A 26,514-nucleotide genomic window follows, 5' to 3' on the forward strand; every position below is an offset into this window, starting at 1 on the left:
GCTGCGGAGCCGGTCTGTCAGATCAGGGGCAGAGCGGTGCCAGCGCATCGCGCCGTGGCTCCGGCGCTTGCTCGACCGCCGGCATGGAGGCCAGAACCGGGTCCGGCAGCTCCTCATCCACCGTCACCGGATCGTCGCCGATCACCAGCGCCAGCGCCTCGGCGCGGGTTTCCACCGCAGGCGGCGAGCCACGCAGCGGCAGACCGGCGGTTTCCCGCACCGTCAGCATGGTGACCAGACCGATCAGCGCCGCGCCCATCATGTAATAGGCGGGCATCATCGGATCGCCGGTGCGCTCCACCAGCCAGGCGGTGAAGAGCGGCGTCGTGCCGCCGAACAGCGTCACCGAGATGTTGAAGGCGATCGACAGCGCACTGTAACGCACCGGCGTGTAGAACAGCGCGGGCAGCGTGGAGGGCATGGTGCTGGTGAAGCAGACCAGCGCCAGACCCAGCACCATCAGCCCCAGAAAGATCAACACATCATTGCCCGATGCGATCAGATGCATGCAGGGAATGGCCAGCAGCAGGATCGCCGCGCAGGCGCCGATCACCATCGGGCGGCGGCCCAGCCGGTCGCTGAAGAGCCCGCCCAGAATGTTGAGCGGCATCAGCACCAGCATCACCAGCACGATCAGCAGCAGCCCCTTGCTCTCGGCATAGCCCAGCGTCACGCTGAGATAGTTGGGCATATAGGTCAGCAGCATATAGTCGGTGACGTTGAAGACCAGCACCAGACCCATGCATTTGACCAGCTGAGGCCAATGGGTGGTGAACAGCTCGCGCAGGCGGGGGCGGGTCAGCTCGCGCTTGTCGGCTTCCTCGCTATAGGCCTGAAACGCCGGAGTTTCCTCAAGCTTGAGGCGCATATAGAGGCCCAGCAGACCCAGCGGCCCGGCGATCAGGAAGGGAATGCGCCAGCCCCAGTCCAGCATGTCATGCGTGCTGAGCATCCGCTGCAATCCAGCCACCATGGCCGCGCCAAGGATAAAGCCGCCCAGCGTGCCGAACTCCAGCCAGCTGCCCATCAGGCCGCGGCGCCGGTCGGTGGAATATTCGGCCACGAAGGTCGCCGCGCCGCCATATTCGCCGCCGGTGGAAAAGCCCTGTACCAGCCGCGCGACCAGCAGCAGCACCGGCGCCGCCATGCCGATCCGCGCATAGGAGGGGATCAGGCCGATGGCAAAGGTGCCCAGCGCCATCATCACCATGGTGAGCGCCAGAATCTTGTGCCGCCCATAACGGTCGCCCAGCGGCCCGAAGACGAAGCCGCCCAGCGGGCGGGCGACAAAGGCGGCGGTGAAGGCGCCCATGGTGGCGATCAGCTGGATCGAAGGGCTGCTGGAGGGGAAAAAGACCTTGCCCAGCGTGACAGCCAGATAGCCGTAAACGCCAAAATCGAACCATTCCATGGCATTGCCCAGCGCGGCGGCACCCGCCGCACGGTTGAGCGTTGCGCGATCGACAAGGGTGACTTCATGCAGCTTGAGCTGGTCGCTGCTTTTGAACCAGCCGAAATGGGCGCGCCGTTTCTGGTGCGCAGGCGCACGATGGGCGTGACGTGTCGACACGCTTTGCGCGTGGCTTGCGGACATGCATATCTCCGGTTCCGCCGAAAGCCCGCGCGCAAAGGGCACAGACACATGGCAGAGGGGGCCGAAACAACGACCGTGAATGAAGCGACGCCGAATGTGGCATCAAGCGGTGTGAGCAGGCGCTTAAACCGTTCATCGACCTCATGGGGAAAGAGATGGACGAACTGTGCATCAGGCAGGGCGGGGTGTGCCCAAAAGGCCAAAATCGCGCCCTCGACCCGGTTTTTTGCGGCAATGCAGCAATCCCAAATCGTTTATTTGATGGACAAAGCCGCCCCTCAGCGCGATCCCTTTCGGCACTGCAACCAGCCATAAGCGTTGAAGCCTCATGACCGACAGCATCGAAAGCCTGCAGGCCCGCATGGAGGCCGCCGCCGCTGCCCTCGATTTCGAGGAAGCCAAGCGCCTGCGTGACAGGATCAGTCTGATGCGCGGCGGCGCCAGCGCGGAGGAAGCCCGTCAGGCCGACACCTCGGGCCTGACGCGTCAGCAGCCCGGCGCGATGGGTCTGGGCACCAGCCAGCAGCGCATGACGCCCCCGCCCGGCTGGAAGAAACCCGCCAAGCCGGACCCGATGACAAAGGGCCGCAACCGAAGCCCGTCACGCGGCAAGAAGGATCAGGATTAAGGCCTTTCCGTCAGCACCGCGCCATCGGCGGTGCCGAGGCATAGCGTCTGCACCTCGTCCAGAAACAGCCCATGGCCCAGCAGGCCGGGAATGGCATCCATCCGCGCCGCAATCGCCCGCCAGTCCTGCGCGCCGGTAAAATGGGCGTCGAGGATGATGTTGTCCTGGTCGGTTTTCACCAGAGCCCCTGCGCCATCGATGCGCGGCACCGGATCACCGCCCAGATCCTGCACAGCCCGCGCCACAAAGGCCTGCGCCAAGGGCAGCACCTCCACCGGCACGGGATGGCCGCCCAGCCGCGCCACGGCCTTGCTGTCATCGGCGATGGCGATCATCCGCGCGGCCATGCCCGCCACGATCTTTTCGCGCAGCATCGCCCCGCCCGCGCCCTTGATGGCAAGGAAGGCGGGGTCGATCTCGTCCACACCATCAATGCACAGATCGATCCGCGACACGGTATGCGGTTTCAACACCGCAATGCCCAGCCGCGCCGCATGGGTCGCCGTGGCGCGCGAGGTGGCCACGGCACGGACATCCAGCCCCTCCGCCACCGCCCGCCCCAGGGCCTCCACCGCATGGGCCGCCGTGCTGCCGGTGCCCAGCCCCACCAGCATGCCGGGCTGGATCAGCGCGACGGCAGCCTCGGCAGCGGCGCGTTTGCGGTCATCGGGCGTGGGATAGGCGTGGGTCATGCTGCGTCCTGCTGCGGGGGTACAGGCAGGACATGGGCCATCCCCGCGCCTGTCTCAACCCCGGCGATCACGGCATGGCGCATGGGGCGCTCCGCTGACCCTTATGGGGGAACACCGGCAGCTCCCGGCACTTGGACAGGACGAGCCGCGACTGCCGCAACGGCAGCCCTCTTTCCGCCAGACCACAGGGATGCCCATCATGCCCAAGAAGCCTGCCCAGCCCGCTTTCGAAACCAGGATCGGCGCCGGAGGTGAAACCCATCAGGCCGTGCCGCCCAAAGGCGCTCACGAGTCCGCCGAGGCCCATCTCACCACCAATCAGGGCATCCGCGTCAGCGACAATCAGAACAGTCTGAAAGCCGGTCCGCGCGGTCCGGTGCTGCTGGAAGATTTCGTGCTGCGCGAAAAGATCTTCCATTTCGACCATGAGCGCATTCCCGAACGCATCGTCCACGCGCGCGGTTCGGGCGCGCATGGGGTGTTCGAATGCACCGATCCCATCCCCGAGCTGACCAGCGCCGGACTCTTCGCGAAGAAGGGCAAGCAGACGCCGGTCTTCACCCGTTTCTCCACCGTGGCGGGCGGCGCGGGCAGCGTCGATACGCCGCGCGATGTGCGCGGCTTCGCGGTGAAATTCTACACCGATGAAGGCAATTGGGATCTGGTTGGCAACAACATCCCGGTCTTCTTCATTCAGGACGCGATGAAATTCCCCGATCTGGTCCATGCCGTGAAGATGGAGGCTGACCGGGGCTATCCGCAGGCCGCCAGCGCGCATGACACCTTCTGGGATTTCGTGGGCCTGATGCCCGAGACGATCCATATGATCATGTGGGCGATGTCTGACCGGGCGATCCCGCGCTCGCTGCGCTTTATCGAGGGGTTTGGGGTTCACACCTTCCGGCTGGTCAATGCCAGAGGCGAGAGCAAGCTGGTGAAGTTCCACTGGAAGCCGGTGCAGGGCCTGCAATCGACCTGCTGGGATGAGGCGGTGAAGATCGCGGGCGCCGATCCCGATTACCACCGTCGCGACCTCTATGAAGCCATCGCCAGCGGAGACTTCCCCGCCTGGGATCTGGGCGTGCAGATCTTCGAGGAAGATTGGGCCATGGAGCAGGCCTATGACGTGCTCGACGCCACCAAGCTGATCCCCGAAGAGGTGGTGCCGGTGCGGATCATCGGGCGCATGACGCTCAACCGCAATCCCGACAATTTCTTCGCCGAGACCGAGCAGGTCGCCTTCTGCCCCGGCAACATCGTGCCCGGCATCGACTTTACCGCCGATCCGCTGCTGCAGGGGCGCCTGTTCTCCTATCTCGACACGCAGAAGTCACGGTTGGGGACGGCGAACTTCCACCAGATCCCGGTGAACGCGCCCAAATGCCCCTTCCACAACTTCCAGCGCGACGGGATGATGCAGACGCAGGTCCCCAAGGGCCGTGCCAATTACGAGCCCAACAGCCTTGCCGAGGCGGGCGAAGAGGGCGGCCCGCGCGAATGCCCGGCGACCGGTTTCACCTCCTTCCCGCGCAATCTGGGCGAGAATGAGGGCGATACGCGCATCCGCATCAGGCCCGATCTGTTTGCCGATCACTACAGCCATGCGCGGCTGTTTTACCGCTCGCAAACGCCGATCGAGCAGGCGCATCTGGCCAGCGCCATCGTCTTTGAACTCTCCAAGGTGGGGCTGGACCATGTGCGCAGCCGGGTGCTCTCACGCCTGCGCAATGTGGATGAGGATCTGTCCAAACGCGTCGCCGATGGGCTGGCCATCGATCTGCCCGCAGCCGCAGAAGCGGCGCGCGAGCCGGTGGATATGGCCCCCTCGCCCGCGCTCTCGATCCTTGAGCAGGGGCAGCCTTCGCTCTCTGGCCGCAAGGTGGCGATCCTCTTCGCCGAGGGATCGAACCTTGAGGCCATCGAAAAGCTGAAGGGCCAGATCGAAAAGGCCGGGGGCACCGCCTTCCTCGTGGCGCCCAGGGTGGGTGGCATCAAGGTGAAGGGCGGCACGCTGAAGGCCGATGGGCAATTGGCGGGCAGTCCTTCAGTGCTGTTCGATGCGGTGGCCTCGATCATCATGCCCGATGCCTCGCAAAAGCTGGCCAAGGACAGTGCGGCGCATGGCTGGTTCGCCGATGCCTATGCTCATTGCAAGACCATCGGCGCCTGCCCTGCCACCAGGGCCCTGCTGGAGCAATGGGGCCTTGAACCCGACGAAGGCGTGGTGGAGATCAACGCCTTTACCAAAACCGCCCCCGCCCGCCATTGGGACCGCGAGCCAAAGGTGCGCCTGCTGGCCTGAGGCTCCGCGTCCCGCAACCGGCCGCCATGCCCGAAACGGGGTGGCGGCCGGTTTTCGCTGCTTACGCTTCGGCGCTTTGACGATAGCGCGGCGCCACATCGCGGCGCGACAGGCCCGGCCCCATGGCCAGCCGTGCCGCCTGCAGAGCCTCCCACTGGCTTTCATCGGCCAGCGGCGGAATGGTCACCACCTCGCCGCGATCCAGCCCCAGCAGCGCGGCATCGACCAGATCGCCAACCTCCATCACCATCTCGGCGGGGAAGGCGTCGATATCCTTGCCCGAACGCTCCCAGATTTCGGTGCGGGTGGCGCCGGGCAGCACGGCCTGCACATGCACGCCCTTGCCGCTCAGCTGCTGCGCCATCGACTGGCTGAGGTTCAGCACATAGGCCTTGGTACCGCTGTAGACGCCATCGAACATCTCGGGCGCCAGCGCCAGCACCGAGGCGATGTTGACGATGCCCCCCTTCTCACGCACCGCAAAGGCCTTGCCCGCAGCCGAAGCCAGTCGCGTGGGTGCGGTGATGTTGAGGGCGATGATGCGCTCCAGCTGCTCGGGCCCGTTGTCGAGAATGCCGCCGTTGAGCGACATGCCCGCATTGTTGATCAGCAGGGTGATGTCATTCCCGCTCAGACGCTGCTCCACGGCTTCCAGATCGGCCTGAGCGGTCAGATCGGCGCGCAGCACCTCCACGGTGACGCCCTGCTCGGCGCGCAATGCGCTGGCCAGTGCCTGCAGACGGGCCTCGTCGCGGGCAACCAGCACCAGATCGTAACCGCGCGCCGCCAGACGGCGGGCATAGGTGGCGCCAATGCCCGTGGAGGCGCCGGTAATCAGGGCTGTTCCAAGATTCTTGCTCATGATCGTTCTCCTGCGAGACCCGTCGCTTCCGAGTCACTTGCAAAATGATAGTAACGTCGCTATCATTCTGCAATGGACAATGAGAAATTTTCGCAAGGCCCCTGCCCCGTCGGCCGCGCGCTGACCCTGGTGGGTGATGCCTGGAGCATGATGATCCTGCGCGATGCCGGGCTTGGCATCACGCGTTTCGACCAGTTTCGCGCCAGTCTGGGGATCGCGCCCAACATCCTCACGCGCCGTCTGGCCGCGCTGGTGGACCATGGCCTGCTGGAAAAGCGCCGCTATTGCGAGCAGCCCCCGCGCGACGAATATGTGCTGACGCCCAAGGGCCGCGATTTCCTGCCCGTGCTGCTGGCCATCGGCGCCTGGGGCCGCCAGCATTGTGAGGCCCCCGCCACCAGCACCACCATCGATGCAGACACGCAAAAGCCGGTCGACCCCGTGGTGATCGACCGGCTCTCAGGGCGCCTGTTGGCGGAGATGAATCTGAAGCAGGTGCCGCCGTCAGGCTGACACCTCAATCCGCCTTCAGAGGTCAGCTTTCAGGCGGGCGGCATGCCAGTCGATATGGTTCTCCATAAAGCTGGAGATGAAATAGTAGGAATGATCGTAACCCGGCTGCATGCGGATGGTGGCCGGGATGCCCGCCGCCTTGCAGGCCTGAGCCAGCAGATGGGTTTTGAGCTGCCCTTCGAGGAAATTATCCGCCTCGCCCTGATCGACCAGCAGGTCGGGCAGGCGCGCGCCATCCTCGATCAGCGCCACGGCGTCATAGGGGCGCCAGTCCGCCCGATCCTCGCCCAGATAGGCGGTCAGCGCCTTCTCGCCCCAGGGACATTGCAGCGGCGCCACGATCGGCGAAAAGGCGCTGACGCTGCGGAAGCGCCCGGGATTACGCAGCCCGATGGTCAGCGCGCCATGGCCGCCCATCGAATGGCCGGTGATCCCCTGCCGCGAGAGATCCGCCGGGAAATGCTGGGCCAGCAGCGCGGGCAACTCCTGCTCGATGTAGGAGCGCATGCGGAAATGCGGGCCCCATGGCGCCTGCGTCGCATCGACATAGAAACCCGCGCCCTGCCCCAGATCATAGGCCTCATCATCGGCCACACCCTCACCACGCGGAGACGTATCTGGCGCCACAAAAATGATGCCATGCCGCACACAGGCCCGGCGATACTCGCCCTTTTCGGTGACATTGGCATGGGTGCAGGTCAGCCCCGAGAGATACCACAGTACCGGCAGCTTCTCGCCGGGCTTATGCTCCGGAACGAAAACGGAAAAACGCATGGAGGTGCCTGTTTCGCGCGATGCATGCTGCCACACGCCCTGCTCGCCGCCAAAAGCCTTATTCAGACTCACCTGTTCGAGCGTCATCCTGTCATCCGCCTTTCATCATGGGTTCACGCTGGCCCCCATAGGCCAAAGCCGCGAAACGGGCTACCTTGCCAACCCCCGGGCCCGACCCATCGCAAACAGCGGCCTTTTTCCCCAAAGTCCGCGCCCTGACATGGTTTTTGCCATTGCCTTTGCCCGCCTTTCAGTGCAGCGGATGGCGCGCTACGTTCATTCATTCGGGGTTCACGCTCCGGACGCCACTCGGCTGGGTGCCGGGATGGCGACACAGTAAGACAAGGGACACGACGGGTAATGGCAAGGTCCACCTCTCGCATGCGCGCGGCTCGCCGCGTTGCCGCGACCACGATTACCTCTACGGCGCTTCTGCTGCCCGCCGCCGCATGGGCGCAGTGCTCCGCCAGCGGTTCGACGGTCACCTGCTCGGGCACCTCGACCTCCTACACCTACACGGGCACGTCGGCAGCCAACATCACCGTGAATTCGGGCGCGACGGTTACCGCGCCGATCACGGCCACCGTTTCGGGCTCCACGCTGACCAACGCGGGCACCATCAGCAACACCGCAGCCGCCGGCGGCGTGGTGCTGGGTGACAGCGCCACCGTGACCAACAACGGCACGATCACCTCGACGGGCACCACCAGCGGCGCGACCGCCATCACCGTGGGCGCCAACAGCACCGTCACCAACAATGGCACGCTGACCGCCACCTCGGGCACGCCCGCCGTGAACTTCACCGGCGTGAACGGCACCTTCATCAACAACACCGCTTCGGCGGCGGCGGTGACGGGCACGATCCAGTTCGGCACGAACTCGGGCAGCAATGTCGGCAGCTTCTACAATTACAACACCGCCTATGGCATCACCGGTTCGGTGACCGGCTCGGGCAACATGTATGCCTATAACAACGGCATCTTCACCGGCAACTTCCAGCAGTCGGCCGTGTCGGGCACCACCGTCACCTTCGTGAACGACACTTCGGGCACCTTCGCCGGCATCATCAACACCGGCAACGCCACCACGCTGACCAACAACGGCACGATGAGCCTCTATGGCACCACCGGCCTGGCCAGCGCGCTGGGCACGCTGCAGGATGCCGTCTCGACGCTGACCAACAACGGCACGCTCTACATCGGCACGCAGGCCGCGCCGACGCAGGTCACCGTCTATGGTAATGTCGTGCTCAACAGCGGCAGCACGCTGAATGTGGCGATCGCCTCGGCCGGGGCCTCGCTGCCCACCGCCGGCACCAGCTACAGCCAGCTCTACGCCTCGAACGCCAGCGGCAATCTGAGCAGCGGCGGCAACATCACGCTGGCCGGCACGCTCAACGTCAACGTCGCGGCGGGCTTCTACCCCTCGGGCTCGACCTACAATCTGCTGCTGGCTGACAAGTCGATCACCGGCAGCTTCTCGACGGTCAACGCCACCACGCTGGTCACCACCAGCACGACCGACAGCTCGGGCGTGACCACCACGACCACCAGCTCCAACCCGCTGGCTTTCGTGACCTTCTCGACCGGCAGCATCGTCAACCTGTCGACCGGTCAGGTGGCCTATCAGGTCACCGCGACCCACCTCAAATATTCCGACGTGATGAAGGCGGCAGGCGCCACCACCAACCAGCTGGCCGTGGCCAAGGGTCTGGACCCGATGATCACCACCGCCACCAATGCGGTGAACTCCTCGACCTCGGACCCGTCGATCACCCTGCTCTCGATGGTGGACGTGATGGACACCACGCAGGCCAAGGTGTTCTTCGACACCGTCTCGCCTGAGGGTTACTACGGCTATGCCACCGCGCTGCGCGATCAGGCCAACTCCTTCGCGCGCACCGTCGATCTGCGCATGAACGACCAGAACTCCAACCATCCCGAGGATGGCTGGTGGATGACCGGTCAGGGCCAGTTCCAGGTCGGCGGCATCAAGGACACGTCGAAGGGCTTCAAGACCCGCGACAATCTCTTCGGCTTCGCCGCCGGTTACGATCTGTCGGGCCCCAACCATGTGATCGGTCTGGCCTTCAACGCCAGCTTCGATTCGCTGACCTTCGGCGCCAACAACCTGACCGGTACCAACCGCGATCTGGCCATCGCCGCCTATGCCGCCCAGAACTTCGGCAAGCTGCGCCTGTCGGGTCAGCTGGCCTATAACTATGGCCATCTGAGCGCGACCCATATCGCCACCATCGGCTCCTACTCGACGACGGCCAATGCCAGCACCAGCGAAGGCCTGTTCAAGGCCACCGCGAACCTGGGCTACAACATCGAGGCGGGCAGCTACAAGCTGACCCCCTTCGTGGGCATCGACTTCAACAAGGGCCAGGTGAACAGCTTCACCGAACAGAACGCGGGCGCCGCCGACCTCACCGTCGGCAGCATCAAGGCCGACCGCACCGACGCACTGGCCGGCGTCAGCTTCACGCGCAACAAGGGCATCTTCCGCCCCTATGCGCGCTTTGCCTATCGCCATAAGGTCGGCGGCGGCGACAACAACATCATCAACGCCTATTTCGACGGCGATCCCAACACCGCCTTCCAGGTGACCGCTCTGGCCACCGGCAAGAGCGAATATGACGCCAATCTCGGCGTCAACTGGGTCTTCGATGACGCCGGCGCGCTCTTCGTGGGCTATCAGGGCACGCTGCGCGAGAACAACTACAGCGCACATGGCATCAACCTGGGCATCCGCCTGGAGTTCTGATCCAGCCTGATACGCTTCAAGCGTTTCATCAGGGGCGGTGCCGCAAGGCGCCGCCCCTTTTACATGGCGTCCCGCATTGGGACTGTTCATGACAAGGCCGCTGTCATCATCGCGCCATAAGACGCCGTCCTGCCATCGCTCCGTCACATCACCGTCGCTTTTTCCACCCCGCCTGTCACAGAGGCTTCACGCGATGGACGCTGCCCTGTCACATCCCCCTGCTAACCGATGGGGATCAGGAGGAGCCCGATGGCCGAGCCGCAGACTTCGCTTCAGTCCGCCCCCAATACCCGTGGAAGCCGCCGCCTTTCCGTGCGTCTGGCCCGCGATGCCCATGATCTGGCCGCCGTTCAGCGGCTGCGCTGGCAGGTGTTTTTCACCGAGATGGGCGCTCATGCCGCGCATGATGCCCCCACCCCCGGCCTCGACAGCGACGCCTATGACGCCGTCTGCGACCACCTGCTGGTGATCGACGAAGGCGCGCCCGAGGATATGCAGGTCGTCGGCACCTACCGCCTGCTGCGTGAGAGCGTGGCGCGGGGCGCCGGTGGCTTCTACTCCGCAGGCGAGTTCGACCTCACCCCGTTGATCGCCAGTGCCCAGCCGGGCCGCGAGCTGCTGGAACTGGGCCGCTCCTGCGTGCTACCCGCCTATCGCACCAGCGCCACGATCCAGCTGCTGTGGCGCGGCATCGCCGACTACATCGGCCAGCATTCCATCGGCGCGCTCTTCGGTTGCGCCTCTTTCCCCGGCATCGACCCCGATGCCCATGCCGAGGCGCTCTCCTGCCTTGCGCACCATCACCTCGCCCCGGTCGAGTGCCGCCCCGTGGTGAAGGATGGCGTGGCTCTGGAGCGCCTGCCGCGCGGCAGCTATGACCAGCGCCGCGCGCTGTTCCTGCTGCCGCCTCTGGTGAAGGGCTATATGCGGGTGGGCGCGCAGTTTGGTGACGGCGCCTATATCGATCACGCCTTCAACACCGTTGACGTTTGCGTGCTGATGCCGGTGGAAGCCATCGCCGGGCGGTATGCTACGCGGTTTAGCGTCGCGGCTTGAAGAAGGTCTGAAGGGGAAGGTGCGAGGGTGTTACACCCTCGCGCTCCCGTGAATGTCTGCGTGGGCGCTATGGGTTCAGCCAAAGTGCCAAGGTTGCAGCGCCGCAGGCTCTAAAAATGCCAGCCTATCGCATGGCGCCGGGGCTTTCTGCCTGCGGCGCCTTTTCGTTGCACTGGCGGAGAGCCGGGGCGCAATGAAGCGGTGCCACCGCCCTTGCGTCGGGAGACGAAATGGGAGCGCGAGGGGGTAACCCCCTCGCTTTTCCCTTACTTTCTGCTTTCTTCCAACCTGCCTTCAATCACGTCGAAACAGGCGCGCGTCAAAGCCTTGCGCTCCCCCGCCGGGATCGGTTCATCGAACCACAGCTTCGCCAACAACCCGTCGCTTTTGGCCAGAGCCAGAGCGTGAGGCGCCAACTCATCATCCCCGATCCACGAGACCGCACGACGCTCGGCAGCATCCAAAGGCGATCCATCCGCGTGGTAATAACGCAAGGTCACCGGCTGCACCGGCGTTCCGGGCGGGATCAGCGCGAAGAGGCTGGAGCGGAAGGGCAGACAGGCATCCCCTTCGCCGGTGGTGCCCTCGGGGAAGAGGATCAGGCTGCGGCCATGGGAGAGAAGCGCTGCCAGCGCGCCGGCCTGCTCGCCCGCCTTGCCGCGCGCCTCGCGCGAGACGAAGAGGCAGCCATAGGCGGCGGTGAGGCGGCCGATTAACGGCCAGTCGGCCACATCATCCTTGGCCACGAAACCGGCATCCACCGTGCGGCCGAAGACGGGAATGTCGATCCATGAAACATGATTGGCGACGATCAGCGCGCCGGGCATGGGCTTGCCGTGAACCTCGATGCGGATGCCGAAGCCGCCCAGCAGCGCGCGCCATGCCAGCACGCCCAGACCGCGCCGGAGACGTGAGGATTTGGGCAGCAGCAGCCACGGGCCGGCCAGCACCAGCAGTGCGCCAAACCCCAGCGCGGCGCGCGCCAGCCTCCATCGATCACGCAAAGCGCTCACAAGCCCCCTTTTCGTGTGCCACCCAACACGGGAAGCCTATGACATCAAAAGCGATCTTATCAAGTGCGCGCGCCAAGGCGGGGGATCGCCTGCGCATGGGTGGAGCGCATCGCCAGCCCCTCTTCGATGGCGCGCAGGGCTGCCCAGGCATCGGCGCCCTCGCCGCAGACGAAGATGTCGATGGCGGCCACGCCTTCCTCGGGCCAGCTGTGGATCGAGATATGGGATTCCGCCAGCAGCGCCACGCCGGTCACGCCCTGCTCCACGCCGAAATGGTGGAGGTTGAGGCCGACGATGCGCACCTTCGCCGCATCCGCCGCCGCGCGCAGCACGCGCTCGATCAGCGCGGGATCGCTGAGCGGCGCGGGGGCGCCTCCGGCCAGATCGGCGATCAGATGGAGGCCTTTGGCGGGATGATGGGCGGTCACAGCAGGCTCTCGTAAGGCGTATCGAGGAAGGACAGGGCGGCTTCGGCGGCGACCACCCCGCGATAATGCGCTTCCTCGAACAGCGACAGGCCGGAGAGGTCCGAATGGGCGTGAAACACCGGGCCGGACAGCGCCTCTCCGGCCAGCCGCGCGGGGTTGGTGAGGAAACCGGGCGTGGGGCGGATCATGGCATGGCCCCAGCGCCAGACGTCGATGCTCTGGATCGCGCCCTCCAGATCGGGGTTCATGGCGAGCAGGTCGGTGGCGATCAGGCGCTGCCACTCGGCCAGCGGGCGGGTGAGCATCATACGGCGCTGATCCTCCGGTTTGCCCTGAGAGAGCGCCGTATACCATGTCAGCACGGTAGGCCCATCGGCGCCCGAGGCGGTCTGATGCGTGGCCACCACATAGCCCAGATGATCGGAGGCCGCCGAAACATTGTCCCACGCCAGGGGCACCCCCGGCCCCTCGGGGCAGCGCGAGGTGGTGATGTTGGCCACCACCCATGGTGCATAGGTCAGGCCCTGAGCGCTGATCCCGGCCACCAGATGGCGCGCCACGAACTGCGGCATGGCCAGAACCAGCGCATCGGCGCGATAGCGGCGCAGGGCTTTGGCGCGATGGTCATAGGCCAGCGCCAGCACGCCGCCGCCCTCCTGAGGCACGGCATGGACAAGGCTCTGCCCGCTGCGGATATGCGGGGCGATGTGCTTGCCCATCTCATGCGAGAGGCGCGTGTTGCCCTCGGGCCAGACCAGTTCGCGGTCGCTGATGCCGCGCGCGGCCCAGCCCCGGCGGCAGGCGAAATAGCGGATGCCCGCCCAGGCCGAGACATGCTCCAGCTCGGCGCCATAATCGTCGCGGCAGCAGTAGCGGATGTAGGCGCGCAAGGGGCCGCTGGTGAAGTGCTGCTGGTCCAGCCATGCAGCGAAACTGGTGCGATCCAGCGCGGTATAGGCTTCGTCCCGGCTGGACAGCGCCATGGGGCTGGCGAAGGCCGGGCGGCCATCCTTGCCTGTCGCCTTGGAGAAACCGGCCATCATCGTGCTGAAACGGTCGCGCTGGGCGGTGTCGTCCGCCGAGAGGCCGGTGGTGGGGTAGAGGCCTTCCTGCCAGGCGCCTTGCCAGAACAGGCGCTCCTCCAGATCGGCGCAGATCTGATAGGGGTCGTAGACGGGGGCGCCGCCCTCCTCGCCGATGATCATGCCGAATTGCTTCAGCATATGGATCAGCGCCTTGGCTTCCCTGTTGGGGATCGGCAGGTAATGCGCGCCCCATGGGAAGGCGCTGACCGCATTGGCCCCACCGCGCGCATTGCCGCCGATGTCGTCTTCCAGTTCCAGCAGGGTGAAACTGTCGAAACCGGCCTCGGCCAGCCGCCAGCCGGTCGCCAGCCCTGCCACACCGCCGCCCGCGATCAGCACGCCAACGCGCTCTTCCGGGCCGGTTTCCGCCACGGCTCGCGCCGGATCGAGATCACGCAGCGCATGGCCGCGATCGAAATCCGCGCCCAGCAGCTTGCCGGGGTACGTCTTTTCGCTTTCGCCGGCACATCCGGCGAGGCTGGCCGCCAATCCCCCGGCCAAAACGCCGCGACGGCCAATATCGAGGGTCATGCCTCAGCCTTCATAATGCGACCATTCTTCCGAAAAGCTGCGCACCAGAGCCTGGTTGTCCAGCCGGTTCACCGGCGTGGCGCGGCGGGCCATATCGGGGGGAAAATCGAACATCAGCCTTTCGGTGGCGGGCGTCAGGAATTTCAGCCCGGCAGGCAGCACCGCCGCGCTGGCCAGCCGCGCCGGATCATGCGCCGCCAGCGTATAGCCCCACTCGCCAAAGCTGGGAACGTAAACATGATAGCCCCGCGCGGCCAGACCCGAGGCCTCCAACGTGCTGGCCACCGTCCAGTAGGAACGCGGCGCCACAAGGGGGCTGGTCGACTGCACCACCATCACCCCATCGGGGGCCAGCAGGCGCGAGACCTCGCGGTAGAAGCTTTCGGTGTAGAGCTTGCCCAGCGAATATTCGGTGGGATCGGGAAAATCGATGATCACCGCATCATAGGGTCCGCGCGCCTGCCTCACCCAGCGGAAGGCATCGGCATTGGTCACCGTCAGGCGCGGATCGGACAGCGACCCGCGATTGAGTGCCACCAGCTGCGCCGTCTGGCGGAACATGCGGGTCATCTCCGGGTCCAGATCGACCAGATCGATATGCTGGACGGTGCGGTCTTTCAAAACCTCGCGCGCGGCAAGGCCGTCGCCGCCGCCAAGGATCAGCACATGGCGCGGGGTGGCAACCCGGCCCAGCACCGGCCAGACCAACGCCTCGTGATAGCGATACTCGTCGCGCGAGGAGAATTGCAGATTGCCGTTGAGATAGAGCCGCAGCTCGCCCCCACGCCGCGTCAGCACGATGCGCTGATAGGGCGTGGAGCGGGCATGGATCACCCCCTCGCCATAATAGGCGACCTCCGAATAGCGCTGGATACGCTCGGCCAGACACAGGCCGACGATCAGGCTAACGGCTACCAGCGCCGAGGCCAGCAGATCCCCGCCCACGCGCCGCTGTTCGCGCAGCACCAGCAGCAGGGCGATGGCCACCGCCACATTGGCAAGGCCAAACACCATCCCCGTGCGGATCATCCCCAGATGCGGCACCAGAAACAGCGGAAAGGCCAGCGAAGCGATCAGCGCGCCGACATAATCATAGGTCAGCACATTGGAGACCAGCTCGCGAAAGGCGAAGCGCCCGCGCAGGATGCGGATCAGCAGCGGAATTTCCAGCCCCACCAGCATGCCGATCAGCAGCACCAGCGCATAGAGCAGCAGCCGGAAATCATCGGCCAGCGGATAGGCCAGAAACAGCCCCGCCGCGCTCCACCCGCCCAGCAGGGCGATCATCACCTCGACACGGATAAAGGCGCCCAGCTCATCGCCGCGCACATAGCGCGAGAGGTAGCTGCCCACCCCCATGGCGAAGAGATAGGTGCCGATCACCGTCGAGAACTGGGTCACGCTGTCACCCAGCAGATAGCTGGCCAGCGTGCTCGCCAGCAATTCGTAGATCAGCCCGCAGGTGGCCACCACCAGCACGGAAAGCAGCAGGATCGCGGCATGGGTGCGCGACCATCCCTCGGCAGGGGCAGCACCCATGCCAGCACCCGCAGGCGTCACATCATCTTGAAAATCGTTCATTGGTTCACTTGGGAGCTTCACTTGTGCATCGGGCCGTACCAGTGGCCGCCATAGTAACCGCCATGGCTGCTCCCGCCATGCGGACCGCTGCGCGCCCCGCCATCATCGTCGCCATAGGGCGACCAGCCCGTCCAGGCCGCCGCGCCCGAGGCCAGCACCAGCAGAGCGCACCACAGCGCGAAGAGGATCATGCGCTGGCTCATCGCTGACCTCCCCCGCTCAGGCGGTAGATCAGGATCACGCAGGGCACGCCCAGGATCAACACGGCAAAGGTGGAGAACAAGGGCCAGTCCATCCCGCCATCCTCCACCACAAACCGCATCGCGATCTGCTCGGGCGGCGGCTTCACCGCCAGTCCCCACGGGTTGGCGGGATCGGGGGTGGGCAGGCCATTGGGCATCAGCGGATCGGGCATCAGGCTCGACGTGGTGATGGCATTGGGATCATGCCAGTCATGGGCCCGCGCCTCGATCAGCAGATTGTAGCTGCCGCGCGGCACATCATAGAGATGGAGCGTGGCATCACGGTCGCCATCGCTCCAGTCGCCATCGGAATCGGTGCCGCTGTAATGCTCCAGCGTGGCTTCGGCGGGGATGGCCTGATGCGTGGCGCGATTGACCAGCGAGAGCTGCACATTCACCCATTTGTTGGTGAAACCCTGCCCTTCCAGCCGGATCGTCACCATCTGGGTGGCACGGTTGACGGTAACCGGGCCATAATTGCCATGCGCCCCGCCGCCATCGACCTCCACCTGCATCGTGCCCGACATGCCCGCACGGTCGCCCGCCAGCGTGGCCATCACCACCAGCATCACCACCAGCGCGACCAGCCCCCAGCCCAGCATCCGCCGCACATCGCCCTGAGCGGAGAAAGGCCGATCCGACCAGCTGCTGTAAGGGCCTTGCGGGGCAGCAGCCGCAGCTTTGGACTTGCCCTTGGGCCCGGCCTTGCCTTTGGGGCCTGCGGTGCCCTTCGGCCCGAAGGCCTCGCCCACCTTGCGGCCGGTGAGCGGGACCATCTGGGTCCACTGCGTCTCCTCGGCATTCCATTCGCAGGAGAGTTGTTCGCGCCCGCGCGTGAAGACGGCGGCATCGACCTGATCGCCCGCCCGCACCCGCCAGTAGAACTCGCCCAGCACGCGCCGCGTGGCGATGCGATAGGGTTCGTCATCCAGCTCATAGCCATTGCCGCGCCAGCGCACGACCTCATCCGAGACCGTTTCGGGCCGGTCCGTCAGCATGGTGCCGAATTGCCAGTCGCCCTCGCTCAGCACCAGCCAGCGGTAGCCGGCATAGGGGTTGAACAGGAGATATTCCTGCCAGACCGCTCCCGCGCCGGAACGCTCCAGCCAGCCGATGGCCTCCCATTCCACGCCAAACAGGGTGCCGCGCGTGCCCAGCGGAATGTCGAGCCTGGCCACCGCCTGATGGTACTCGGCGATGATCCGCACATCGTCATGGGCGACATCCAGCACGGTGCCGCAATAGAGGCAGGCCACCGAAACGGTGTAGCCCGCCGCCTTGATGCCGATGGTGCCCCCGCAGGAGGGGCAGGTAATGGCGCGTGCCGACGGGCTTGCGGCTTGGGGTTTTGGCGCGTCGGTCACCGCAGGGCCTCCGGCAGGGTCCAGCCCTCGATCTGGCGCAGGCCTTTGGGCTTGAGCGCGCCAAGATCGATGTAGGCCCCGGCATAGGCCGAGACGCCATCGGGATCGCGCTGGATCGAGAGCGCCGCGCCCAGCGGTTCACGAAAGTCGATGCTGTCGATGGCCAGACCGATGGGGGTGGCGAAAGGCAGGTCGCCCTCGCTGCCAAGGCAGGTGGCGCGCTTCACATCCGTGGCAGTGAAGATCCGCCCGTCCAGCTCGATCACCGCGCCGAGTGGCAGGGAACCGCCCGCAGCGACATCGCGCAGCAGCGGGTGATCGAGCAGATCCTTGCGCTCGGTGAGATATTGGAACTGCCCCATCGCCTCACCCAGCCAGGCATAACCGCCACCCGGCAGCGCCAGCAGCCATTCATTCCACGCGCCATCGCCCCAGCCCCAGCGCACGCGCCCGGCCACGGTGAAAGGCGCGCCATCGGGCGCCGTGCCGCGCGTGCCCAGCTCGATGGGCGAGACATCGAAAGGCAGGCTGGCTGCCTCGCCGATGCGCGTGGCGGCGTCTCCCTCACGCAGGATCACGCTCTGGCAATGGCCGCAGACGGCATAGGGCATGGCGGCGCTGCGCAGCGGCACCGGGGCGCCGCATTGCGGGCAGAGAAGGTCGGACATGCTGGCCTGTTACTTTACGCGCGCCAGGATTTCGGCCTTCTTGCCGTCGAACTCTTCCTGACTGATCGCGCCGATGGTCAGCAGCTTGTGCAGCTTTTCCAGCAAAGCGAAGGGGTCTTCCGCAGGCGCCGCCGGGGCTGCCGCCGCAGCAGCCTGCCCCAGCCCGGCGCTCATCGCGCCGCCCAGCGCCGCAGCGGCCGCCGCCCCGGCGCCGATCCCGGCCACGCCGCCATCGCTGCCAGCCGCCGCCTCGATCGCCTCGGCTGCCTGAAAGCGGGTGTAGCTGCCCATGTCTCCCAGCACGCGCATCGAGGAGCCCTTGTCGAGATGCGCCTGCACCTCATCGGGCAGCGACACGCTTTCGACATAGAAGGTCAGGCAGACCAGACCCCATTGCGCAAAGGCCTTGTCGACCTCGGCCTTGATCGTGTCCGAGAGCTTCTGCTGATTGCCCGCCAGATCGAGGAAGGGAATGCCCCCGCCGCCCAGCGCCGTGGCAATCGCCGTCACGATGGCCGAGCGCAGCTGGTTCTCCAGCCCCTGCGCCCAGACCTCGGTGGTGGTGCCCAGCACGCGCTCCAGAAACAGCTTGAGATCGCCGACCTTGAAGGAATAGCTGCCAAAGGCCCGCAGACGGATCGCGCCGAATTCGGCATCGCGCACCGTGATCGGCTGAGGCGTCCCCCATTTCAGCCCCGCCTGCTCCTTCAGGCTGACGAACACCACATCGGACTTGAAGGGCGAATTGAACCCCTTGTCCCAGTTCATCAGCGTGGTCAGCACCGGCAGATTGCCGGTTTCCAGCGTGTGCAGGCCGGGGCCGAAATAGTCGCCCAGCTGGCCTTCGTTCATGAAAGCAGCGATCTGGCCGTCGCGCACCGTCAGCTGCGCGCCATTCTTGATCTCATGCCCGTCGAAAGGCACGCGCCAGGCCACCTGACCCGGGCTTTCATGCCATTCGATAACGTCAATGAACTGTTTGCGCAGGAAATCGAACATGGTCGCATCCTTGGATCGGTGTCTGCCCCAACGAGGTGTCATCCTAGGACAACACACCTCGCCCGCCAAGCAAATTGCGACAGGACGGACACGGGATGCCATGCTAGGCAGGCCGCCATGTCCACTCTCCCCGATTTCGAAGGCTGGGCCATTTTCGCCAAGGTCGCCCAGCGCGGCAGCTTTTCGCGCGCCGCAGAGGAGCTGGGGCTGGCCAAGACCACCGTCTCCAAGGCCGTCGCAAGGCTGGAGGCGCGCATGCGCACCAACCTCTTCCAGCGCACCACCCGCAAGCTGACGCTGACCGAAAGCGGGCGCCTCTCCCTCGCCCGCGCCACCCGCATCCTCTCCGACGGCGCCGCCATCGAGGCCGATATCATCGAGGAGGCGGTGTCCCCGCGCGGCCTTGTGCGCCTTGCCACCCTCAGCGCCATGGGCATCGAGATCATCGCCCCCGCCCTCCCCGATTTTCTGGAGCGCTACCCGGAGATCGAGGTCGATCTGGTCCTCACCGAAAATCAGGTGGACATCGTGGCCGAGGGCTTCGACGCCGCCGTGCAGCTTGAGGTCGTCAGCGCCTCCACCCTGCACGCCACCCGCCTGTGGACGCTGCGCCGCCCGCTGGTGGCCGCGCCCAGCCTGATCGAGCGCCTCGGCATGCCGCAGGGGCCCGAGGATCTGGCCCGCTACCCCACGGTGGTCGCCAGCCATATCCCCGACGCCACCGAATGGACCTTCGCCCACCAGAACGCCGGCCCCGACAGCGAGCCGATCAACGTCCGCGTGCAACCCCGCTTCCGCGCCAACAACGCCGATGCGATGATCCCGGCCTTGGTCAGCGGCGTGGGCATCGGGGTGATGGCCGACTACTTCATCATGCCTCACCTGAAAGACGGCCGCCTGATCGAACTGCTGCCGGAATGGAACGTGCCGCCACGCCCGATCTATCTGGTGACACCGCCGGGGCGCGCTCGACCGGCCCGGGTGCGGGTGCTGCTGGATTTCCTGCAGGAGCGGCTGGCGCATGAGGTGCTGGCCAATCAGGCGCGGAAAGTCAGTTAGGAAGACAAGAGAAGATGCGAGGGTGTTACACCCTCGCGCTCCCATGAATGTCTACGTTGCGTTTCGGGTTCGGCCTTGCGCTCAGATTGCCGCGCCGCAGTCAGGTCCCGATAGCCCAATGCGGAGGTTCCGGGATTTGATTGCCTGCGGCGCCTGGCAGGTGGAGAGTTGGCGCGCAGGGATCGGGTGACACTGCCCTTGCGTCGGAAGACGTTATGGGAGCGCGAGGGGGTACCCCCCTCGCATTGTCCTTTCTACCCCCTTGATTGGCACGCAATTATCATTTCTATTATGACGCCGTGGGGGATAATCATCTCCCATTCCATCTTCTATATCCTGCTCACGCCCTTCCTCCCCCCTTGAGGCGCGCGCGGCTGAGCGTCCTGCCAGTCTGCGTTACGACAGATTGTCGCCTGACAAACGGAAACCCGTGTTGATGACCGATCCACATTCGCGCCGGGCCGGCGTCCCCCCCGTGGCCCGCGCAACGCCCGCCAGCCTGCGCAGCCTTGCCGCGCTGGCGGGCGTCATCTTGCTGGCCGGCTGCGCGGCGGTGCCGCATGACCAGCCGAAGCTGAAAGTCGCCGATGCCCCCGCCATGGGGCTCACCGGGCCCGAAGCCGCGACCATCGCGCCCGAGTGGTGGACCGCGCTGGATGACCCGCAACTGAACCGCATCATGAGCGACGCTCTGGCCGGCAGCCCCACGCTGGAACAGGCGATGGCGCGCATCGATCTGGCGCAGAGCGCGATCCGCTACACCAAGGCGGGGCTGCTGCCTCAGGTCAGCGCGCAGGGCTCCTTTACCGAAGAGCGCTTTTCGAACCGCTCGATCTATCCCGCGCCGCTGGGTGGATCATGGAATTCGATGAACAACCTTGAGGCCGACCTTAGCTGGTCGCTCGATCTGGCGGGCAAGCAGAAGGCGCTGATCGGCATCGCCCGGACCTTTGCACGCGGATCGGCGCTCGATGTGGCGGCGGCGCGTGTATCGCTGTCGGGCGCGGTGGCGCAGGCCTATGTCAATCTGGCGCGGGCCGAGGCGCTGACCAAACTCTCCGTCGATTTCGTGCAGGCACGGCAGAAGCAGCTCGATCTGACTCAGGCGCGGGTCAATGCCAAACTCGCCAGCGAGCTGGATATGGCCGCCGCCCGCACCCTGCTGGCCGAAGCGCAGCAGGCCCAGACCCGCGCCGAAGGGCAGCGGCTGATGGCGGTGTATGCGCTGGCGGCTCTGGCCGGGCGCGGGGCGGATTATTACGCCACGATCCAGCCCGCCACCCTGCATTTCGACAGCGCCCTGCCGGTGCCCGATGCCCTGCCCATCGACCTGTTGGCCCGCCGCGCGGACATCGCCTCGGCCCTCACCCATGTGGAGATGGCGCAAGGCGGCGTGAAATATTCACGCGCCGCCTTCTACCCCGATGTGAACATTCAGGCCTTTATCGGCACCAGCGCGCTTGGCCTGTCGCATCTGCTGACCGGAGCCGCCATGACTGGCGGCGGCGGCCCGGCGATCCATCTGCCCATCTTCGAGGGCGGCGCTCTGCGCGCCAGCTATCGCGCCTCGGTAACGGGGGTGGATATCTCCATCGCGCAATACAATGATGCGGTGGTGAAGGCGGTGAAGGAAGCAGCAGACGCGCTCTCCACCGTGGCCACCAACAAGGCCGATCTGGAAGAGCAGGGCCGCGTGGTCGCGGGGCTGGAGCAGACCCAGCGGCTCGATCAGGTGCGGCTGCGCAGCGGCCTTGGCACGCGGTTCGACACGCTATCTTCGGCGCAGCGCCTGCTGACCGCGCGTCAGGCCCAGACAGGTCTGGCCGCCGATGGCCTGTCGGCGCGTGTGCAGCTGGTGGTGGCGATGGGCGGCGGCTTCACGCCGATCCCTGACACATCTGCCGCGCCAAAAGCCAATCCATAACAGGGCGCCCGCCCGCCAAGCCGTTCAGACCAAATCCATAAAGGGGCCAACCCTGTGAGTGATGAAACCACGCTTTCTTCCGCCAAAACCACCCGCAAGCGCGGCCTGCTGCTGCTGGGCGCCGCTGTGGTGATCGCCGGGCTGGGCTGGGGCGGCTACACGCTGTTCTTCGCCCCCGCCAGCGAAGAGACCGACGACGCCTATGTCGCGGGTGACATCGTGCAGGTGACCGCGCGCGAGCAGGGCACCGTCATCGCCCTCCACGCCGACAACACCCAGAGCGTGAAGGCGGGCGAGCCGCTGGTCGATTTCGACCCGGCGCTGGTGGGCGCCCAGATGGCCGCCGCCGAAGCCGATCTGGCCAAGGCCGTGCGCGGCGTGCGCGGCGGCTTCACGCAGGTGGATGAGGCCGATGCCGAAATCGCCCGCGCTCAGGCCGCGCTCTCCACCGCGAAAAGCGATCTTGCCCGCCGTCAGGATGCGGTGAAGCAGGGCGCAGTTTCCGGCGAAGAAGCGGCCCACGCCGCCGATGCCATCCGCACCGCGCAGGCAGGCCTCGCGCTTGCGCAGAGCCACAAGGCCAATGCTTTGTCCGCCGTGCAGGGCGCCGATGTGGCGCATAACCCGCAGGTGCTGGCCGCCATCGCTCAGGTGCGGCGCATGGCGATTGCCGAGGGCCACTTGCGGCTTTCCGCGCCGGTCGATGGCGTGGTGGCGCAGCGCTCGGTGCAGCTGGGCCAGCAGGTCGGGCCCGGCACGCCGCTGATGGCGGTGGTGCCGCTCAACAAGGTGTGGGTGGATGCGAACTTCCGCGAGACCCAACTGGCCGATATCCGCGTCGGCCAGCCTGTCACGCTTCACTCGGACGCCTATGGCAAGAAGGTGACCTTCCACGGCAAGGTCATCGGGCTTTCCGCCGGTTCGGGCAGCGCCTTTGCCCTGCTGCCCGCGCAGAATGCCAGCGGCAACTGGATCAAGATCGTGCAGCGCCTGCCCGTCCGCATCGGGCTTGACCCCAACGAGCTGGCCAAGACCCCGCTGCGCATCGGCCTTTCGGTGACGGTGGATGTCGACACGCGCGACACCTCCGGCACGCCGGTCGCCGCAGCTGTGGCCAACAAGCTTTCCGTGCAGCAGACCGATCAGGCCAACCCCGAGGTGGAAGCCCGCATCCGCCAGATCATCGCGGCCAACGGCGGCTCGGCAAAATGAGCGAGCAGGCAGCGCCCCCGCCCCTCCACGGGCTGGAGCTGACCATGGTGGCGCTGGCGCTGGCGCTGGGCACCTTTATGCAGGTGCTCGATTCGACCATCGCCAACGTCTCGCTGCAGACCATCGCGGGCAATCTGGGCGAGAGCAGCGACACCGCCACATGGGTCATCACCGCCTTCGCCATGGCCAATGGCGTCACCGTGCCGCTGACCGGCTGGTTCATGCGCCGCTTCGGCGTGGTGACCACCTTCACCACCAGCGTGGCGCTGTTCACCGTGGCCTCGGGGCTTTGCGGCATCGCATGGTCGCTGCCCTCACTGGTGATCTTCCGCCTGCTGCAGGGCGCGGTCTCCGGGCCGATGATCCCGGGCAGTCAGGCGCTGCTGATGGCGGTGTTCCCGCCCGAAAAGCGCAACCTTGCCCTCTCGATCTGGTCGATGACGGCGCTGATCGGCCCGGTGATGGGCCCGATCCTTGGCGGCTATATCTCCGACCACTATCACTGGGGCTGGATCTTCCTGATCAACGTGCCGATCGGTTTCCTCACCGTGGGCGCGCTGATCACCAAGCTGCGTCCCTACAACACCGCGCCGATGAAGCTGCCCATCGATGTCGTGGGCCTGGCGCTGCTGATCACCTGGGTCGGCACGCTGCAGGTGGTGCTGGACCTTGGCAACGATCGCGACTGGTTCAACAACCAGATGATCGTCGCCATGGCAATCATCTCGGGCATCGCCTTCATCGCCTGGATCATCTGGGAACTGACCGAGGAGAACCCGGCGGTCGACCTGACCCTGTTCAAGGGCCGCAACTTCGCGCTGGGCACGATCTGCTTCACACTGGGCTATGCCTGCTTCTTCGCCAACAATCTGCTGATGCCGCTGTGGCTGCAGACCCAGCAGGGCTACACCGCGACATGGGCTGGCCTTGTCGCCGCCCCTGCCGGTGTGGTCTCGGTGCTGATCTCGCCCATCAACGCGCGTCTTTCCAGCAAGATCGACATCCGCTGGCTGGCCAGCTTCTCGCTGGGGGCCTTCGGCGTCTCCTTCCTGATGCGCACCGGCTTCACCTCGGACACCGACCTCTGGCACTATATCCTGCCGATTCTGGTGCAGGGGCTGGCGATGGGCGTGTTCTTCATCTCCATGACCACGATCTGTATCGACAAGCTGCCCCCTCACCGCATCCCCGCCGCCACGGGCCTGACCAACTTCGCCCGCATCACCGGCGGCGGCTTCGCGGCCAGCGCCACCACCACCTTCTGGGACCACCGCGAGATCCTGCACCAAAGCCGCCTCGCCGAGGCCGCCAATCTGGGCAACCCGGCCTATAACGCCTCGGTAACGCAGATGCAGGGCATGGGGATCGACAAGGCCCACGGGCTGGGGGTGATGACGCAAGAGCTGATCCATCAGGCCTATACGCTGTCGTCGATCGATATCTTCTACATCAGCGGCATCGGCTCGCTGGTGATGATGGGGCTGGTGTGGTTCACCCGCCGTCCCGCACCCGCGACGGGGCCTGTTGCGGCGGATTGATGTGAAGGGGATTGAAGGGAGGATAATGCGAGGGTGTTACACCCTCGCGCTCCCTTTAGTGTCTGCGTTGCGCTTCGGGTTCGGCCTTGCGCCCAGTTTGCGGCGCCGCAGGTAGATATTGATGGGGCAGCGCTGATCTTCCGGGCTTCGATTGCCTGCGGCGCTGCGCAGGTGGAGAGGTTGGGCGCTCGACTTCGGCGCCACTGCCCTTGCGTCGGAAGACGTTATGGGAGCGCGAGGGGGTAACCCCCTCGCACTTTCCTTTTCTTACTCGACAAACGTGGCCGAAGTCTTCTCGCGAACCTCTTCCACGGTCACCCCCGGCGCCAGCTCCACCAGCTTGAAGGGCGAGCTGTGATCCGGACGCTGGAACACCGCCAGATCGGTCACGATCATGTCCACCACGCCAAGGCCTGTCAGCGGCAGGGTGCAGGCGGGGATGAACTTGGGGCTGCCGTCCTTGGCGTTATGCTCCATCACCACGATGATCTTCTTGACGCCTGCCACGAGGTCCATCGCCCCGCCCATGCCCTTGATCATCTTGCCGGGGATCATCCAGTTGGCGATGTCACCGTTTTCGGAGACCTCCATCGCGCCAAGGACGGTCAGGTCGATATGGCCGCCGCGGATCATGCCGAAGCTGGTGGCGCTGTCGAAATAGGCCGACTGCGGCAGTTCGCTGATGGTCTGCTTGCCCGCGTTGATGAGGTCGGCGTCTTCCTCGCCTTCGTAGGGGAAGGGGCCGATGCCGAGCATGCCGTTTTCGCTCTGCAGCGTCACGGTCACGCCCTGCGGCACATGGTTGGCGACCAGCGTGGGGATGCCGATGCCAAGGTTCACATAGAAGCCGTCTTGCAGTTCGCGCGCGGCGCGGGCGGCCATATCATCTCTGGTCCAGGGCATTATGCGTCCTCCCGCTTGCGCGTGGTGCGGAATTCGATCTTCTTGTCGTAAGGCGCGCCCAGCACGAGGCGCTGCACGAAGACACCGGGCAGATGGATGGCATCGGGGTCAAGCTGACCCGGTTCGACGATCTCTTCCACTTCCACCACGGTGATCTTGCCGCAGGTGGCGGCAGGCACGTTGAAGTTGCGGGCGGTCTTGCGGAAGATGACGTTGCCGGTGGTGTCGGCCTTCCAGCCCTTCACGATGGCGAGGTCGGCAAAGATGCCTTCTTCGAGGATATAATCCTGACCGTTGAAGCTTTTGACTTCCTTGCCTTCGGCCACCAGCGTGCCGACGCCGGTCTTGGTGTAGAAGCCGGGGATGCCCGCACCGCCAGCGCGCATGCGTTCGGCCAGCGTGCCTTGCGGGGTGAATTCGACCTCCAGTTCGCCCGCCAGATATTGCCGTTCGAACTCCTTGTTCTCGCCCACATAGGAGGAGATCATCTTCTTGACCTGCTTGGTGCGCAGCAGCTTGCCGATGCCCTCATTGTCGATACCGGCATTGTTGCTCGCGAAGGTGAGATCCTTCGTGCCGGCGGCCTGAATGGCATCGATCAGGCGCTCGGGCAGGCCGCTGAGGCCGAAGCCTCCGCTTGCGATCAGCATGCCGTCGAACAGCACGCCTTCCAAGGCAGCAGCAGCGTCGGGGTAAATCTTGCCGGGCATAGGCTCTCCCTTCCGGACACGCGCCGGGCCACCCGGCGCCTTGCCCGTAATCTAGCCTCAGCGCGCC

At 65.7% G+C, this 26,514-nt stretch carries 23 protein-coding genes; 9 read left to right on the top strand and 14 right to left on the bottom strand.

Annotation, left to right across the window (positions count from 1 at the left end):
• Positions 1-22: 22 nt before the first annotated feature.
• A complete protein-coding gene (proP, locus tag HGK27_RS14070; protein ID WP_206241333.1) occupies positions 23-1,594 on the bottom strand; it encodes a glycine betaine/L-proline transporter ProP in 1,572 nt (523 codons plus the stop codon).
• A gap of 328 nt (positions 1,595-1,922) precedes the next feature.
• Between proP and HGK27_RS14075 the strand changes: the two genes are divergently transcribed.
• Positions 1,923-2,222, top strand: coding sequence for a UvrB/UvrC motif-containing protein (locus tag HGK27_RS14075; protein ID WP_206241334.1), 300 nt, complete (start codon positions 1,923-1,925; stop codon positions 2,220-2,222).
• On the opposite strand, the gene rpiA is transcribed toward HGK27_RS14075, so the two are convergent.
• Positions 2,219-2,914, bottom strand: coding sequence for a ribose-5-phosphate isomerase RpiA (gene rpiA, locus HGK27_RS14080; protein WP_206241335.1), 696 nt, complete (start codon positions 2,912-2,914; stop codon positions 2,219-2,221). The two genes, HGK27_RS14075 and rpiA, sit on opposite strands and share 4 nt — an antisense overlap.
• A gap of 199 nt (positions 2,915-3,113) precedes the next feature.
• Between rpiA and HGK27_RS14085 the strand changes: the two genes are divergently transcribed.
• Entirely contained in the window at positions 3,114-5,216 is a 2,103-nt protein-coding gene (locus tag HGK27_RS14085; RefSeq protein ID WP_241127163.1) for a catalase, read from the top strand.
• Positions 5,217-5,277: 61 nt separating this feature from the next.
• Here HGK27_RS14085 and HGK27_RS14090 read toward each other — a convergent pair whose 3' ends face one another.
• Positions 5,278-6,078, bottom strand: coding sequence for an SDR family NAD(P)-dependent oxidoreductase (locus tag HGK27_RS14090; RefSeq protein WP_206241338.1), 801 nt, complete (start codon positions 6,076-6,078; stop codon positions 5,278-5,280).
• Between the two features lie 72 nt (positions 6,079-6,150).
• Here HGK27_RS14090 and HGK27_RS14095 point away from each other — a divergent pair, with 72 nt between their 5' ends.
• The gene (locus tag HGK27_RS14095; RefSeq protein WP_206241340.1) at positions 6,151-6,591 is read left to right on the top strand and encodes a winged helix-turn-helix transcriptional regulator; all 441 of its coding nucleotides are present in this window, start codon (positions 6,151-6,153) and stop codon (positions 6,589-6,591) included.
• 15 nt (positions 6,592-6,606) lie between these two features.
• Here HGK27_RS14095 and fghA read toward each other — a convergent pair whose 3' ends face one another.
• Positions 6,607-7,452 (bottom strand): S-formylglutathione hydrolase, encoded by an 846-nt coding sequence (gene fghA, locus HGK27_RS14100; protein WP_206241341.1) that lies wholly within the window; start codon positions 7,450-7,452, stop codon positions 6,607-6,609.
• A 294-nt stretch (positions 7,453-7,746) separates the two neighbouring features.
• On the opposite strand from fghA, the gene HGK27_RS14105 reads away from it, so the two are divergent.
• Complete coding sequence (locus tag HGK27_RS14105) at positions 7,747-10,134, top strand: autotransporter outer membrane beta-barrel domain-containing protein (protein WP_206241343.1); 2,388 nt, start codon at positions 7,747-7,749, stop codon at positions 10,132-10,134.
• A 249-nt stretch (positions 10,135-10,383) separates the two neighbouring features.
• Positions 10,384-11,190, top strand: coding sequence for a GNAT family N-acetyltransferase (locus HGK27_RS14110; protein ID WP_206241345.1), 807 nt, complete (start codon positions 10,384-10,386; stop codon positions 11,188-11,190).
• Between the two features lie 266 nt (positions 11,191-11,456).
• On the opposite strand, the gene HGK27_RS14115 is transcribed toward HGK27_RS14110, so the two are convergent.
• The 8 genes from HGK27_RS14115 to HGK27_RS14150 are packed head-to-tail and all read right to left on the bottom strand — an operon-like array spanning position 11,457 to position 19,101.
• Positions 11,457-12,203: a lysophospholipid acyltransferase family protein gene (locus HGK27_RS14115; RefSeq protein ID WP_206241347.1), complete on the bottom strand. Its 747-nt coding sequence runs from the start codon at positions 12,201-12,203 to the stop codon at positions 11,457-11,459.
• Positions 12,204-12,262: 59 nt separating this feature from the next.
• Positions 12,263-12,631 carry an adenosylmethionine decarboxylase gene (gene speD / locus HGK27_RS14120; RefSeq protein WP_206241349.1) on the bottom strand — a complete coding sequence of 123 codons (369 nt, stop codon included), beginning with the start codon at positions 12,629-12,631 and terminating at the stop codon, positions 12,263-12,265.
• Complete coding sequence (locus HGK27_RS14125; RefSeq protein ID WP_206241350.1) at positions 12,628-14,247, bottom strand: NAD(P)-binding protein; 1,620 nt, start codon at positions 14,245-14,247, stop codon at positions 12,628-12,630. Before HGK27_RS14125 ends, speD begins: the two co-directional genes overlap by 4 nt.
• 3 nt (positions 14,248-14,250) lie before the next feature.
• Entirely contained in the window at positions 14,251-15,828 is a 1,578-nt protein-coding gene (locus HGK27_RS14130) for a polyamine aminopropyltransferase (protein WP_407674622.1), read from the bottom strand.
• Between the two features lie 17 nt (positions 15,829-15,845).
• Entirely contained in the window at positions 15,846-16,031 is a 186-nt protein-coding gene (locus HGK27_RS14135) for a hypothetical protein (protein WP_206241351.1), read from the bottom strand.
• The gene (locus tag HGK27_RS14140; RefSeq protein ID WP_206241352.1) at positions 16,028-17,434 is read right to left on the bottom strand and encodes a DUF4178 domain-containing protein; all 1,407 of its coding nucleotides are present in this window, start codon (positions 17,432-17,434) and stop codon (positions 16,028-16,030) included. Before HGK27_RS14140 ends, HGK27_RS14135 begins: the two co-directional genes overlap by 4 nt.
• Positions 17,431-18,102 (bottom strand): DUF4178 domain-containing protein, encoded by a 672-nt coding sequence (locus HGK27_RS14145; protein ID WP_206241353.1) that lies wholly within the window; start codon positions 18,100-18,102, stop codon positions 17,431-17,433. Before HGK27_RS14145 ends, HGK27_RS14140 begins: the two co-directional genes overlap by 4 nt.
• Before the next feature lie 9 nt (positions 18,103-18,111).
• Complete coding sequence (locus HGK27_RS14150) at positions 18,112-19,101, bottom strand: SPFH domain-containing protein (protein WP_206241354.1); 990 nt, start codon at positions 19,099-19,101, stop codon at positions 18,112-18,114.
• Between the two features lie 117 nt (positions 19,102-19,218).
• On the opposite strand from HGK27_RS14150, the gene HGK27_RS14155 reads away from it, so the two are divergent.
• The 4 genes from HGK27_RS14155 to HGK27_RS14170 all read left to right on the top strand — a co-directional run bounded on the left by HGK27_RS14155 (position 19,219) and on the right by HGK27_RS14170 (position 24,834).
• Positions 19,219-20,160 carry a LysR family transcriptional regulator gene (locus HGK27_RS14155; RefSeq protein WP_206241355.1) on the top strand — a complete coding sequence of 314 codons (942 nt, stop codon included), beginning with the start codon at positions 19,219-19,221 and terminating at the stop codon, positions 20,158-20,160.
• A 436-nt stretch (positions 20,161-20,596) separates the two neighbouring features.
• Positions 20,597-22,084, top strand: a complete 1,488-nt coding sequence (locus HGK27_RS14160; RefSeq protein WP_241127164.1) for an efflux transporter outer membrane subunit — start codon at positions 20,597-20,599, stop codon at positions 22,082-22,084.
• A gap of 54 nt (positions 22,085-22,138) precedes the next feature.
• Positions 22,139-23,296 carry an efflux RND transporter periplasmic adaptor subunit gene (locus HGK27_RS14165; protein ID WP_241127167.1) on the top strand — a complete coding sequence of 386 codons (1,158 nt, stop codon included), beginning with the start codon at positions 22,139-22,141 and terminating at the stop codon, positions 23,294-23,296.
• Positions 23,293-24,834 (top strand): DHA2 family efflux MFS transporter permease subunit, encoded by a 1,542-nt coding sequence (locus HGK27_RS14170; RefSeq protein ID WP_206241357.1) that lies wholly within the window; start codon positions 23,293-23,295, stop codon positions 24,832-24,834. Before HGK27_RS14165 ends, HGK27_RS14170 begins: the two co-directional genes overlap by 4 nt.
• A 267-nt stretch (positions 24,835-25,101) precedes the next feature.
• Here HGK27_RS14170 and HGK27_RS14175 read toward each other — a convergent pair whose 3' ends face one another.
• Both HGK27_RS14175 and HGK27_RS14180 read right to left on the bottom strand, forming a co-directional pair.
• Positions 25,102-25,737: a CoA transferase subunit B gene (locus tag HGK27_RS14175; RefSeq protein ID WP_206241358.1), complete on the bottom strand. Its 636-nt coding sequence runs from the start codon at positions 25,735-25,737 to the stop codon at positions 25,102-25,104.
• Complete coding sequence (locus tag HGK27_RS14180; RefSeq protein ID WP_206241360.1) at positions 25,737-26,447, bottom strand: CoA transferase subunit A; 711 nt, start codon at positions 26,445-26,447, stop codon at positions 25,737-25,739. The genes HGK27_RS14175 and HGK27_RS14180 overlap by 1 nt, the downstream gene beginning before the upstream one ends.
• Between the last annotated feature and the right edge of the window lie 67 nt (positions 26,448-26,514).

Source organism: Novosphingobium terrae (assembly GCF_017163935.1).
Lineage (GTDB): Bacteria > Pseudomonadota > Alphaproteobacteria > Sphingomonadales > Sphingomonadaceae > Novosphingobium > Novosphingobium terrae.